The sequence below is a fragment of the Pseudomonas sp. genome, from assembly GCF_041601375.1.
In the GTDB taxonomy this organism is placed as follows: domain Bacteria; phylum Pseudomonadota; class Gammaproteobacteria; order Pseudomonadales; family Pseudomonadaceae; genus Aquipseudomonas.
In genome coordinates this window covers 1-12,499 of sequence record NZ_JBFIIG010000123.1, presented here as the reverse complement: position 1 = coordinate 12,499, position 12,499 = coordinate 1, and the positions used below count along the sequence as shown (strand labels likewise).

12 protein-coding genes are annotated in these 12,499 nt (G+C 66.6%); 6 read left to right on the top strand and 6 right to left on the bottom strand.

Features of this window, described 5'->3' with window-relative positions:
• Positions 1-10 precede the first annotated feature (10 nt).
• Positions 11-1,258 (top strand): MFS transporter, encoded by a 1,248-nt coding sequence (locus ABZE94_RS15295; protein WP_372876357.1) that lies wholly within the window; start codon positions 11-13, stop codon positions 1,256-1,258.
• Positions 1,259-1,262: 4 nt separating this feature from the next.
• Here ABZE94_RS15295 and ABZE94_RS15290 read toward each other — a convergent pair whose 3' ends face one another.
• Positions 1,263-2,138, bottom strand: a complete 876-nt coding sequence (locus ABZE94_RS15290) for a LysR family transcriptional regulator (RefSeq protein ID WP_372876355.1) — start codon at positions 2,136-2,138, stop codon at positions 1,263-1,265.
• A gap of 107 nt (positions 2,139-2,245) precedes the next feature.
• Between ABZE94_RS15290 and ABZE94_RS15285 the strand changes: the two genes are divergently transcribed.
• Together ABZE94_RS15285 and ABZE94_RS15280 are read left to right on the top strand one after the other, a co-directional pair.
• A complete protein-coding gene (locus ABZE94_RS15285) occupies positions 2,246-2,662 on the top strand; it encodes a DoxX family protein (RefSeq protein WP_372876354.1) in 417 nt (138 codons plus the stop codon).
• Positions 2,659-3,369, top strand: a complete 711-nt coding sequence (locus ABZE94_RS15280) for a glutathione S-transferase family protein (protein WP_372876353.1) — start codon at positions 2,659-2,661, stop codon at positions 3,367-3,369. Before ABZE94_RS15285 ends, ABZE94_RS15280 begins: the two co-directional genes overlap by 4 nt.
• Here ABZE94_RS15280 and ABZE94_RS15275 read toward each other — a convergent pair.
• A complete protein-coding gene (locus ABZE94_RS15275) occupies positions 3,366-3,920 on the bottom strand; it encodes a DJ-1 family glyoxalase III (protein WP_372876352.1) in 555 nt (184 codons plus the stop codon). The genes ABZE94_RS15280 and ABZE94_RS15275 overlap by 4 nt on opposite strands.
• Positions 3,921-4,090: 170 nt before the next feature.
• Between ABZE94_RS15275 and ABZE94_RS15270 the strand changes: the two genes are divergently transcribed.
• Both ABZE94_RS15270 and trmA read left to right on the top strand, forming a co-directional pair.
• Entirely contained in the window at positions 4,091-5,383 is a 1,293-nt protein-coding gene (locus ABZE94_RS15270; protein WP_372876351.1) for an NCS2 family permease, read from the top strand.
• A 152-nt stretch (positions 5,384-5,535) separates the two neighbouring features.
• Entirely contained in the window at positions 5,536-6,624 is a 1,089-nt protein-coding gene (trmA, locus tag ABZE94_RS15265) for a tRNA (uridine(54)-C5)-methyltransferase TrmA (protein ID WP_372876350.1), read from the top strand.
• A 35-nt stretch (positions 6,625-6,659) separates the two neighbouring features.
• Here the strand turns inward: trmA and ABZE94_RS15260 are convergent, their stop codons facing one another.
• Positions 6,660-7,529, bottom strand: a complete 870-nt coding sequence (locus ABZE94_RS15260) for a helix-turn-helix domain-containing protein (RefSeq protein WP_372876349.1) — start codon at positions 7,527-7,529, stop codon at positions 6,660-6,662.
• Between the two features lie 142 nt (positions 7,530-7,671).
• Between ABZE94_RS15260 and pobA the strand changes: the two genes are divergently transcribed.
• On the top strand, positions 7,672-8,856 hold the full coding sequence (pobA, locus tag ABZE94_RS15255) for a 4-hydroxybenzoate 3-monooxygenase (RefSeq protein WP_372876348.1): 1,185 nt from the start codon (positions 7,672-7,674) through the stop codon (positions 8,854-8,856).
• 101 nt (positions 8,857-8,957) lie between these two features.
• Here pobA and ABZE94_RS15250 read toward each other — a convergent pair whose 3' ends face one another.
• Genes ABZE94_RS15250 through ABZE94_RS15240 form a run of 3 tightly spaced genes read right to left on the bottom strand, consistent with a single transcriptional unit; the run spans position 8,958 to position 12,476 of the window.
• Positions 8,958-9,314: a DUF2218 domain-containing protein gene (locus ABZE94_RS15250; RefSeq protein ID WP_372876347.1), complete on the bottom strand. Its 357-nt coding sequence runs from the start codon at positions 9,312-9,314 to the stop codon at positions 8,958-8,960.
• A gap of 36 nt (positions 9,315-9,350) precedes the next feature.
• A complete protein-coding gene (locus ABZE94_RS15245) occupies positions 9,351-10,088 on the bottom strand; it encodes a hypothetical protein (protein WP_372876346.1) in 738 nt (245 codons plus the stop codon).
• Positions 10,089-12,476 carry an RND family transporter gene (locus tag ABZE94_RS15240; RefSeq protein WP_372876356.1) on the bottom strand — a complete coding sequence of 796 codons (2,388 nt, stop codon included), beginning with the start codon at positions 12,474-12,476 and terminating at the stop codon, positions 10,089-10,091.
• Between the last annotated feature and the right edge of the window lie 23 nt (positions 12,477-12,499).

Below are 12,499 nucleotides of genomic sequence, written 5' to 3'. Positions count from 1 at the left end.
TAAATACCTCATGAGCGTCCACGCCAAGCTGCTCCTGCGCCACCAGCGCCCCTTCATCGCCTTCTGGCTGGCCCGGGTGGGCACCGCCAGCGGCTTCCAGATGCTCACCGTGGCCATCGGCTGGCAGCTGTACACGCTGACTGGCAACGTGCTCGACCTGGGCCTGGTCGGCCTGGTCGAGTTTCTCCCGCGGATCCTGTTCATCCTCCTCACCGGCCATGTGGCGGATCGCTTCGACCGGCGCAAGGTTGCCGCACTGTGCCAGGGCGGCCAGGGCCTGGTCGCCCTGGCCCTGCTGATCGGCACTACCCTAGACAGCCTCAGCCGCGAGATGATCTTCCTGATCGCCTTCCTGCTCGGCAGCGCCCGCGCCTTCGAGATGCCCACCACCCAGGCGCTGCTGCCCAACATCGTGCCGCCGGGGCTGTTTCCCGCCGCCGTGGCCGCTTCCGCCTCGGCGATGCAGACCGCGACCGTAGTCGCGCCGGCGCTCGGCGGCCTGCTCTTTGCGCTGGATGCGGGTTGGGTCTATGGCCCCGCCGCGCTGCTGTATGGCGCCGCCCTGAGCCTGATGCTGAGCCTGCCATCGCGCCAGTTACCACTGAAACAGAAGGCCTCGCTGGACTCGCTGCTGGCCGGCTTTCGCTTTATCCGCAGCCGCGCCGAGGTGTTCGGCGCGATCTCCATGGACATGTTCGCGGTGCTGCTAGGCGGCGCCACCGCGCTGCTGCCGGTATTCGCCAAGGACATCCTGCTCACCGGCCCCTGGGGCCTCGGCTTGCTGCGTTCGGCGCCGGCGGTGGGCGCCTTGCTGATGTCGTTGTGGCTGGCCTACTTCCCCATCGAGCGCCGGGTCGGCCCGGTGATCTTCACCTCGGTGGCGATCTTCGGCGTGGCGACCATCGGCTTCGGCCTGTCCACCTCGCTGTGGTTCAGCCTGGCGACCTTGGTGCTGCTGGGGGCGGCGGACATGGTCAGCATGGTCATCCGCGGCGCCTTCGTGCAGCTGCAGACGCCGGACGAGATGCGTGGCCGGGTCGGTGCGGTGAACGGCCTGTTCATCGGCGCCTCCAACCAGCTTGGCGAGTTCCGTGCCGGAGTCAGCGCCGCCTGGTTCGGCAGCGTGCCGGCGGTGCTGATCGGCGGGGTCGGCGCCCTGCTGGTCACCGGCGCCTGGATCAAACTGTTTCCGGAACTGGCGCGGCGCGACCGGCTGCAGGAAGCGGACGAGGCGACCCCGCTGGCGCGCCAGCCGTGAGCCTTCAGTGCTGCAGGCGCGGGTCGACGCTCAGCCGTTGATAGAGAAACTCGCCGAGCGCGCGCACCCGCGCCACCGCGCGCAGATCTGGATGGGTCAGCACCCAGACCTGGGTATCCAGCGCCGGGTCGGCATCGGCCAGGCGGACCAGGTCGGCATGGGCATCGGCCAGCGGGCAGAGCAGCAGGCCGACGCCCATGCCCAGACGCACGCATTCGACCATGCCCACCAGGCTGTCGCTGCGCGCCACCACCTGCGCATCCGCCACCCGTGCCCGCAGCCAGGCCGCCTGTTCCAGGTGCGCCAGGCTCTCGTCGAGGCCGACCCACAGGTGTTGCTCCAGCGGCAGTGTCTGCGGGTACCTGGCCAGGTAGGCGGGCGAGGCATAGAGCGCGGTCTGGATGCGCCCCACGCAGCGGCCAAGCAGGTTCTCCGGTGGTCGGTTGGTGCCGCGCACCGCCATGTCGGCCTCGCGCTGGGTCAGGCTGAGCATGCTGTTGTTGGTTACCAGCTGCAGCTGCACCCCCGGATGGGCAACACGGAACTCGGCCAGCAGCGGGGTCAGCAGGCTGGCGAACAGGGTGTCGGTGGAGGTCAGGCGAATGCTGCCGCGAATCTGCAGGTCCTGGCCCAGCAGTTGGCGCCCGGCCCGCTCGATCTGCTCGCCCACCCCGCCCAGCTGGCCGGCCAGGGCCTCGCCCGCCGTGGTCAATTGGTAGCCACCTGGCAGGCGCTGGAACAGCGCCACGCCGAACTGCTGCTCCAGCCGCTGCAGGCGGCGCAATACGGTGCTGTGATTGACCCGCAAGGCGCGCGCCGCCTGGCTGATCGAGCCGCCCTGGGCAACGGCGAGGAAGTACTGCAGGTCGCTCCAGTCCATCAATGCAAATCCGCATAGACAATTTGCAGATATTGGGAATTTATCCGCTTATTTGCAAAGCATAGCCTGGGTCACGCCATCGAGACCAATCGACAGGAGACCTGCCCATGCTCAGCTTAGAATTACCCCCGCACCCCGCCACCGCGCGCCTGCTGCTGCGCATCGGCCTGGCCTCCATGTGGATCAGCCATGGTCTGGTCCTCAAACTGTTCACCTTCGGCGTCGCCAGGCTCGCTCAGTGGCTGGCCGGCCAGGGCCTGCCGAGCGCCCTGGCCCTGCCGCTGATTCTCGCGGAAAGCCTCGGCGGCCTGCTGATCCTGCTCGGCCTGCACGGCCGCTGGGTATCCCTGGCGCTGCTGCCGATCCTGATCGGTGCACTGCTGATCCATGCCGGCAATGGCTGGGTGTTCTCCAATCCCAATGGCGGCTGGGAATACCCGCTGTTCCTCGCCGCCATGTCCCTGGTCCACGTCCTGCTAGGCGACGGCCCGCTGGCCCTGAAAGCCGAAGGAGCCAGCCAATGAACAGCCCACTGGAACTGGTCAGCCACCCGCTGTGCCCCTATGTGCAACGGGCGGCCATCGTCCTGGCGGAGAAGGGCGTGAAGTTCAGCCGCCGCGACGTCGATCTGAACGACAAACCCGCCTGGTTTCTCGCCCTCTCGCCTCTGGCCAAGGTGCCCTTGCTGCGCACCGAACGCGGCGTGCTGTTCGAGTCGGCGGTGATCGCCGAGTACCTCGATGAGACCCTGGCCCCGCGCCTGCATCCAGTCGATGCCTTCGAGCGCGCCCGCCACCGCGCCTGGATCGAGTTCGCCTCGGCCCTGCTCAACGACATCGCGCGCTTCTACAACGCCACCGACGCGACGCAGCTGGAGGCCCAGCACCAGGCTATGCGGCGGCGCTTCGAACAACTGGAGGACGAACTGGGCGATGGCCCCTGGTTCGCCGGGGCGGCCTTCTCTCTGGTGGACGCGGCCTTCGCCCCACTATTCCGCTACTGGCAGGTGTTCGATCAGATAGCAGACTTCGCCACCTTCGCCGGCCTGGACAAGGTCGAACGCTGGCGCCGGGCCCTGGCCCAGCGGCCCTCGGTACGCGCAGCGGCGCCGGCGGACTACGCCGAGCGCCTGCGCCTGTTCATCGCACGCCGCGACAGTCAGCTGTCGTCCCTGCTCAGCCGGCAAGCGTCAGAAGCGCCGCGCGAAGCGCCGACACAGAGACGGACCTAGGCTACCAGCATGGCCTCGGCCACCTGCTTGCGCGTGCCCTTGCCGCGCAGTTGCTCGACCAGGGTCAGGGCGAACTCGAGCGCGGTACCCGGGCCCTGGCTGGTGATGCAGTTACCGTCGACCACCACCGGCTGGTCGACGAAGGTGCAACCACTGAGGCGCTCGCTGAAGCTCGGGTAGCAGGTCATGCGTCGCTGCTTGAGCACGCCATAGTCTTGCAGGGCCAGCGCCGGCGCCGCGCAGATCGCGGCGAACAACTTGCCGGCCTTGGCCTGCTGCCGCACCCGTTCGGCCAGCGGTTCATGCTCGGCCAGACGCTGGGCGCCGGGCATGCCGCCGGGCAGCACGATCAGGTCGAACTCCTGGGCCAGCACGTCGACCAGCATGGCATCGCCGGTCAGGCGAGTACCGCGGGCGCAGGTGATCATGCGCCGGCCTTCGATGCTGGCGACCACCACCTCGACCTCGGCGCGCCGCAGCACATCGATCAAGGTCACGCATTCGATGTCTTCGACGCCATCGGCAATGGTGACAAGGGCACGTGAAGTCATGTTTGCCTCCTCGATAAACACAACGAAAAACGCCCGCGGGTCACGCCTGCACCGCTTGCGGACGAGCTGTTATGATGCGCGCCTTTTTCCAGATCGCCAGCAAAATCGTGCACATGTGCTTTGCTTTGGTCTGACATCGAAGGCGTAACCGACGCCACAGGGAGCCCCGCATGCTGGAACGCCTCTTCCACCTCGACGCGCATCACACCACGGTTCGCCGCGAGTTCCTCGCCGGCATCACCACCTTCCTGACCATGGCCTACATCCTCTTCGTCAACCCCAGCATCCTCGCCGAAACCGGCATGGACAAGGGCGCGGTATTCGTCGCCACCTGCCTGGCGGCGGCCATCGGCTCGGCGATCATGGGCCTGGTCGCCAACTACCCGATCGCCCTGGCGCCGGGCATGGGCCTCAACGCCTTCTTCACCTACACCGTGGTCCTGACCATGGGCCACACCTGGCAGGTGGCCCTGGGCGCGGTGTTCCTCTCCGGGGTGATCTTCTTCGCGCTGTCGATTTTCAGGATCCGCGAGTGGATCATCAACAGCATCCCCATGGCCCTGCGCGCCGGCATTGCCGCCGGCATCGGCCTGTTCCTGGCGATCATCGCGCTGAAGAACGCCGGCATCGTGGTCGACCACCCGGCCACCCTGGTGACCCTCGGCGACATGAGCCAGGGCGGCGTGCTGCTGGCCTGCCTGGGCTTCTTCGTGATCGCCGCCCTGGCCTACCGTCAGGTCACGGGGGCGGTGATGATTGGCATCCTGCTGATCACCGGCCTGTCGATCCTGCTCGGGCTGTCGCCACTGACTGGCGTGGTGTCGATGCCGCCCTCGCTGCTGCCGACCCTGCTGCAACTGGACATCATGGGCGCCCTGGACATCGGCCTGCTCAGCGTGATCTTCGCCTTCCTCTTCGTCGACCTGTTCGACACTTCCGGCACCCTGGTCGGCGTGGCGCAGAAGGCCGAGCTGCTGGACAAGGACGGCAAGCTGCCGCGCCTCGGCCGCGCCCTGCTGGCCGACAGCACGGCGACCATGGCCGGCGCCGCCCTTGGCACCTCGACCACCACCAGCTACATCGAGTCGGCCGCCGGCATCAGCTCGGGCGGGCGCACCGGCCTGACCGCCTGCGTGGTCGCCCTGCTGTTCCTCCTCAGCCTGTTCTTCGCCCCGCTGGCCGGCGCCGTGCCGGCCTTCGCCACCGCGCCGGCGCTGCTGTTCGTCGCCGTGCTGATGATGAGCAGCCTGGCGCAGATAGACTGGGACGACCTCACCGTCGCCGCCCCTGTGGTGGTCGCCGCGCTGGCCATGCCCCTGACCTTCTCGATCGCCAACGGCATCGCCTTCGGCTTCATCGCCTGGACCCTGATCAAGCTGCTGGCCGGCCGCTGGCGCGACCTCAACCCGGCTCTGGTGGTGTTGTCGGTGTTGTTCGTGATCAAGCTGGGCTGGTTCGCGTAACGATCCGTAGGGTGGGTTAGGCGCGCAGGCAATACATGACAACACAGCGGATATTGACGCGCCGTAACCCACCATTTATCCAGGTCGCCTCCAATGCGCCGGGTTACGCGGCGCTCTAATTGCGCTGCAACATTCAAATTTACGAGTAACCCATGAGCCGCCCCCAATTCGATCCCGCCAACTACGCCGCCCAACTCGCCGAAAAGAAAGACCGCCTGGTCGAGCTGCTGGCGCCCTTCGATGCCCCCGCACCGGAGGTGTTCGAGTCGCCGCGCGAGCACTACCGCCTGCGCGCCGAGTTCCGCCTGTGGCGCGAAGACGGCAAGCGCCATTACGCGATGTTCGCGGCCGGCGACAAACACACGCCGATCTTCTTCGACGACTTCCCCATCGCCAGCGCCCGGATCAACGCGCTGATGCCGCGTCTGAAAAGCGCCTGGCAGGCCAGCGAGGTGCTCTCCTTCAAGCTGTTCCAGGTCGAATTCCTCACCACCCTGAGTGGCGACGCGCTGATCACCCTGTGCTACCACCGCCCGCTGGACGCGGCCTGGCAGGCCGAGGCCGAGATGCTCGCCGCCGACCTGCAGGTGGATATCGTCGGCCGCTCGCGCGGCAAGCGCATCGTCATCGGCAAGGATTATGTGGAGGAACAACTGCAGGTGGCCGGCCGTAGCTACCGCTATCGCCAGCCGGAAGGCGCCTTCACCCAGCCCAACGGCGAAGTGAACCAGAAGATGCTCGGCTGGGCCCACGAGGTACTGGGCGAACGCACCGACGACCTGCTGGAGCTGTATTGCGGCAACGGCAACTTCACCCTGCCGCTGGCCAGCCGGGTGCGCAAGGTACTGGCTACCGAGATCAGCAAGTCCTCGGTCAATGCCGCCCTGGCCAACCTGGCCGACAACGGCGTGGACAACGTCACCCTGGTGCGCCTGTCCGCCGAAGAACTGACCGAGGCGCTCAACGAGGTGCGGCCGTTCCGCCGCCTGGCCGGCATCGACCTGAAGAGCTACGACTTCGGCAGCGTGTTCGTCGACCCGCCGCGCGCCGGCATGGACCCGGACACCTGCGAACTGACCCGGCGCTTCGAGCGCATCCTCTACATCTCCTGCAACCCCGAGACCCTGGCCGCCAACATCGCCCAGCTCGGCGACACCCACCGGGTCACGCGTTGCGCACTGTTCGACCAGTTCCCCTACACCCACCACATGGAGGCCGGGGTGCTGCTGAGCAGGCGATAGGCGCACTCCTGCATCTCGCTACGCGGTTGGCGAGCCTAGCGGCGCTGGCGAAATGCCTGCGGGGCGACACCGGTGGAACGCTTGAAGAAGCGCGAGAAGTAAGCCGGCTCGGAGAAGCCGAGGCTATCGGCCACCTGGTTGATGGTCATGGTGGTGTACACCAGATTACGCTTGGCCTCCAGCAGCACCCGCTGGTTGATCACCTGCAGGGCCGAGAGTCCGGCCAGGCTGCGGCACAGGGCATTCAGGTGGGCGGCGCTGAGCCCCAGGTCCGTGGCGTAGCGCTCGATGGGCCAGTGCTCGCGGTAGTGCTCTTCCAGCAGGCGGGTGAAGCGCTGCAGGTGGACACGCCCCTTGTCCAGCGGCGCGGCCTCGTGCTGCTGCGCCGCCAGGCAGCGCCGGCCAATCCACACCAGCAGCATGCTGATCAGCGACTGCAACATCAGATCGCGCCCGGCGGCCGGCTGGCCGTACTCCTGGGCAATCGACGCGAACAAGGCATCCAGCCGCGGCTTCTCCTCTCCTACGGCATGACAGCTCGCAGCGGCGAGCGGGGCCAGCGGTAAGCCCGTCTCCAGTTGCTCGACCAGGGGCAGCGCCAGGCTTAGCACATGGCCCTGGACATCCCGGGAAAAGCGAAAGCCGTGGACACTCAGCGCGGGCACCACCAGCAGGGAGGCTTCCTCGACCCGGTTCAGCGCCCCCTCGACCTCCAGCTCGGCACAACCGGCCTGCACATAGAGCAGCTGCACCAGGTCGCTGTGCCGATGGGGCTTGATCTCCCAATCATGCAGGCGGCTGCGTTCGGCGATCGATTCGCAGTGGATCAGGTCCGGCGTGGGCCAGACCCCCGTCTCACCATAGAGCTTGAACACCGGAATAGTGCCGCGAACACTGGAAGGCATGCCTGAATCCTCGAAAAGTCCATGACGGCAATTGGATAGTGCCTTCAACAGACGGTCCATACCATCAAAAATACTGTCCTGTGATCATCCAAGTCGGTACAGCGTGCCGGCCTCAGCGAGGACAACAACAATGACAAGAACAGTGAAGACGCAAGTCGCCATCATCGGCGCCGGCCCATCGGGCCTGCTGCTCGGCCAGTTGCTGGAAAATGCCGGCATCGCCAATGTGATCATCGAACGCCAGAGCCCCGACTACGTGCTCGGCCGCATCCGCGCCGGGGTGCTGGAACAGGGCCTGGTCGAGCTGCTGCGCGAGGCCGGGGTCGGCGCACGCATGGACAACGAGGGCCTGGTCCACGACGGCTTCGAGCTGGCCTTCGATGGCCGCTGCGAACGCATCGACCTGAAGCAACTCACCGGCGGCAAGACGGTGATGGTCTATGGCCAGACCGAGGTCACCCGCGACCTGATGCAGGCTCGCGCGCAGTGCGGGGCGAAGACCTTCTACGGCGCCAGCGACGTGCAGCCGCATGACCTCAAGGGCGAGCAGCCGCATGTCACCTTCGAGCATAACGGCGAGCGCCTGCGCCTGGACTGCGACTACATCGCCGGCTGCGACGGTTTCCATGGCGTGGCGCGCCAGTCCATCCCCGCCGGGGTGCTCAAGGAGTTCGAGCGGGTCTATCCGTTCGGCTGGCTGGGCATCCTCGCCGACACCCCGCCGGTGGCCGAGGAGCTGATCTACGCCAACCACGAGCGCGGCTTCGCCCTGTGCAGCATGCGTTCGCCGACGCGCACCCGCTACTACGTGCAGGTGGGCGCCGAGGAAAAGGTCGAGGACTGGTCGGACGAGCGCTTCTGGAATGAACTGAAGAGCCGCCTACCGACCGAGATCGCCGAACGCCTGGTAACCGGGCCGTCGATCGAGAAAAGCATCGCCCCGCTGCGCAGCTTCGTGGTCGAGCCCATGCAATACGGCCGCCTGTTCCTGCTCGGCGACGCCGCCCACATAGTCCCGCCGACCGGCGCCAAGGGCCTCAACCTGGCCGCCAGCGACGTCAGCACGCTGTACCGCATCCTGCTCAAGGTCTACCGCGAGGGCCGCAGCGACTTGCTGGAAAAATACTCGGAGATCTGCCTGCGGCGCATCTGGAAGGCCGAGCGCTTCTCCTGGTGGATGACCTCGATGCTGCACAAGTTCCCCGACACCGACGCCTTCAGCCAGCGCATGCAACAGACCGAACTGGACTACTTCGTCGGCTCCGAGGCCGGGCGCAAGACCATTGCGGAAAACTACGTCGGCCTGCCTTACGAGGCGATCGACTAGTTGCTCCGACTGCCGGGCATAGCGCTGCTGGCAGTCGGCTCACAAAGGCCGTACTGCCACCCTTGTCCCGAACAGTCCATAGCCCAACGCTTGCCAACGCCCTACTCCAGGCTCTCGCACCACTGGATCGCCAACGGCTCATCGCCGGCCATCCGCTGCAGGTGTTCGGCCACCACCTGCTGCATCCTCGGCAGCCCTTCCTCCGCCATGGCAAGGCGTACCTGGAGCAGTTGCGCCTCGTGGAGGAACTCGCAGGTGCCGGTGGGGAACCGCACCAGCCCGCGCTGCTCGTCGAGTTCGACGGGAAACTTGTGACTCCAGTGCTTGCACAGGCGGCGCATCAGACGCGCCGGATCCCGGCTGATAATAAACGCTTGCGTAATGGACATCTGCAGACCTTCGCTATTGGCTTTCTTGTAGTAACCGACCGCCACCAGGAGCTGGTCAACCTTGTGCAACAGGGCGTGCTTGCCTTCACCTGGCCGGTCGACGCCCTAACGCGCCGCCAGCTCATTCAGCCCCACGACGACTCCCGCCAGATAGCGTTCCAACCCGCCGATCACCTGTCCCGGATCGCGATCGAGCAGGCGCTTGCGCACGAAGCGGTAGGCCAGGCGCTGTTTATGCAGCGCCTCGGCCTGCTCCGGCAATAGCCGGCTCAGCTCGGCGAAACCCTGCTCGATGGCCTGATCCCGAGCGACGAACTCGGCCTCGGCGAAAGCCAGCGAATGATCGCCGATCACCCGCGCGCTGCGGGCCTGGGCGTGCAGCAACAGGCTGGCGATAGCGAGGCTTTGGCGGTTGAGCAGGCGCGTCGGCGGCGGCAATTGGTCCTCTTCTTTCTGGTAGGCGACGGCTGCCTGCTGATCCAGTTGCGCGCGGCTATCGAGCAGGCCGACCAGCAGTTGCGGGTAGCGTGGCGCATCGTCGCGCGACAACGCCTGCAAACCGTCCAGCCAGGCATTCAGGCTGGCCAGCGAATCGCCGATCGCCGGCGGCAGGCCAAGTTCCACGGCCAGCACGTCCAGGCGCTGCTGCGCTTCGCGCAGGCTGGTCAGGTGGCGGGCATCGGGTTGCAGCCGCGGGTCGGCATCGAAGTAGAGCAGCGCGTTGACCGCCAGCAGGGTCGCCTGGCTGCGCAGCTGCTGATACTGCTGCGCCGGCGCGGCAGCCCAGAGCGCCGAGGAGGCCAGCAGCCACAGGCTCAGGCAGCCGCCCTGCAGGGCGCGCATTCAGACCTCTCCAGCCGGTTGGGGCAGCGCAGGCGCTTCGGCCTTGGCGCCGAAGACCTTCTGCGGCAACAGGAAGTAGGCCAGGGCCGGCAGCAGGATCAGCGCGCCGAGCATGTTCATCAGGAACATGAAGGCCAGCAGGATGCCCATATCGGCCTGGAACTTGATCGGCGAGAACACCCAGGTGGCCACGGCGATCGCCAGGGTGATGCCGGTCAGCAGCACCACCTTGCCGGTGAACAGCAGCGCGCGGTAGTAGGCCTCGGACAGCGAGTCGCCGGCGCGCATGCGCGCCATGATCACGCTCAGCACATAGAGCGCGTAGTCGATGCCGATGCCCACGCCGAGGGCGATCACCGGCAGAGTGGCGACCTTGACGCCCATGCCCAGGCCGACCATCAGCGCCTCGGCGAGAATCGAGGTGAGGATCAGCGGCAGGATAGCCGCGAGCACCGCGCGCCAGCTGCGGAAGGTCACCCAGCACAGCAGGATCACCGCGCCGTAGACCCAGTAAAGCATGTCCTGCATGGCCTGCTCGACCACGATATTGGTCGCCGCCTCGATCCCGGCGCTGCCGGCGGCGAGCATGAACTTGACCTCAGGCAGCTGTTGCGCGGCGATGAAGGCTTCGCTGGTCGCCACCACCCGATTGAGGGTTTCGGCCTTGTGATCGGCCAGGTAGACGTACAGCGACAGCAGCGAGCAACCCTGATTGAACAACTCGCGTGGCGCGCGGGTCTGCACCGCGCCGAGGGCGCCGTCGTTGGGCACCAGCTCGTACCACTTGAAGTTGCCCTCGTTGTAGCCAGCCGTGGCGATCTTGCTCAGCGCCGCCATGGAGTTGGTCGATTCCACGCCCGGTAACTGCTCCAGGCGCCAGGCCAACTGATCCACCGCCGCCAGGGTGCCGTAGCGGGTGCACTGATCCTCGGGGGTGCGGATCATCACCACGAAGATGTCGGAGCTCGCGGCATAGTTGTCGTTCATGAACTGCACGTCGCGGTTGTAGCGCGAATCCGCACGCAGCTCCGGGGCGCCGGGGTCGAGGTCGCCGATCTGCAACTGGGTGCCGATGCCCTTGCCGAGCACCGCCAACAACAGGCCGAGCAATACGGCGGCGACAGCCCAGCGGCGGGTGGTGAAACGATCGAGTAGACGCCACAGCGGATGCCGGGCCACGCCGGCGCTGTCATCCTGCGCCGCCTTGGCGCTGACGCCGACATAGCTGAGCAGCACCGGCAGCAGCACCAGGTTGGTCAGGATCAGCACGGCCACGCCGATACTGGCGGTGATCGCCAGGTCCTGGATCACCTGGATTTCGATCACCATCAGCACGGCGAAGCCCACCGCATCGCTGATCAGTGCGGTCAGGCCGGCGACGAACAGGCGACGGAAAGTCAGGCGCGCGGCGATCCAGGGCAGCATGCCGCGGCCGATGTCCTGCATGATGCCGTTCATCTTCTGCGAGCCGTGGCTCATGCCGATGGCGAACACCAGGAACGGCACCAGGATCGAATAGGGGTCCAGCTCGTAGCCCATGGCCGCGAGCAGGCCGACCTGCCAGAGCACGCCGACCAGCGAGCAGAGCACCACGGCGAAGGTGCTGCGCACGCAACGGGTGTACCAGAACAGCACGGCGATGGTCACCGCCACCGCGGCGACGAAGAACATCGCGACCTGCAGCAGGCCTTCGATCAGGTCGCCGATCAGCTTGGTGAAGCCGGTGATGTGGATGCGCACCTGATCGTTCTGGTACTTGTCGCGCAAGGCCTCCAGGCGCCGCGAGAACTCGCCGGCGTCCAGCGCCTTGCCGGTTTCCGGGTTGATCTCCAGCAGCGGCACGTAGATCACGCTGGATTTGAAGTTGGCGGCCACCAGCTGGTCGATCTCGCCGGAGCGGGCGACGTTGGTGCGCACCTCATCGAGGCTGGCCGGCGTACCGTCGTAGCTGCCGGGGATCACCGTGCCGCCGTCCAGGCCGTCTTCGGTCACCGCGGTCCAGCGCGTGGTCGGCGTCCACAGCGACTTCATATAGGGCTTATCGACCCCCGGCAGTAGGTAGATCTCGTCGTTGAGCTTGGCCAGGGTGTCGAGGTAGTCGGCGCTGAAGATATCGCCCTGCTCCGCCGTCACGGCGATCCGCAGGGCATTGCCCAGGCCGCTCAGCTCGCTGCGCTCGGAGAGGAAGTTGAGCACGAACGGATGCTTGCTGGGGATGGTCTTCTCGTAGCTGGCGTTGATGCCGATCCGCGCGGCTTGCCAGCCGAGCGCCAGGGTGGCCAGCAGGCACAACAGGATCACCCAGGGCCGGTGGTTGAAGATCAGCCGCTCCACCCGATTGCCCGAAGCGCGGTCGAAGTCTTCCAGGCGGTCGATCAGGCTGTGCATTGCGCTCGACGGTTTTTCGTATT

Coding starts and splice junctions, on each gene's coding strand:
- ABZE94_RS15295 (WP_372876357.1), top strand. CDS start 11: ATGAGCGTCCACGCCAAGCTGCTCCTGCGCCACCAGCGCCCCTTCATC.
- ABZE94_RS15290 (WP_372876355.1), bottom strand. CDS start 2,138: ATGGACTGGAGCGACCTGCAGTACTTCCTCGCCGTTGCCCAGGGCGGC.
- ABZE94_RS15285 (WP_372876354.1), top strand. CDS start 2,246: ATGCTCAGCTTAGAATTACCCCCGCACCCCGCCACCGCGCGCCTGCTG.
- ABZE94_RS15280 (WP_372876353.1), top strand. CDS start 2,659: ATGAACAGCCCACTGGAACTGGTCAGCCACCCGCTGTGCCCCTATGTG.
- ABZE94_RS15275 (WP_372876352.1), bottom strand. CDS start 3,920: ATGACTTCACGTGCCCTTGTCACCATTGCCGATGGCGTCGAAGACATC.
- ABZE94_RS15270 (WP_372876351.1), top strand. CDS start 4,091: ATGCTGGAACGCCTCTTCCACCTCGACGCGCATCACACCACGGTTCGC.
- trmA (WP_372876350.1), top strand. CDS start 5,536: ATGAGCCGCCCCCAATTCGATCCCGCCAACTACGCCGCCCAACTCGCC.
- ABZE94_RS15260 (WP_372876349.1), bottom strand. CDS start 7,529: ATGCCTTCCAGTGTTCGCGGCACTATTCCGGTGTTCAAGCTCTATGGT.
- ABZE94_RS15245 (WP_372876346.1), bottom strand. CDS start 10,088: ATGCGCGCCCTGCAGGGCGGCTGCCTGAGCCTGTGGCTGCTGGCCTCC.
- ABZE94_RS15240 (WP_372876356.1), bottom strand. CDS start 12,476: ATGCACAGCCTGATCGACCGCCTGGAAGACTTCGACCGCGCTTCGGGC.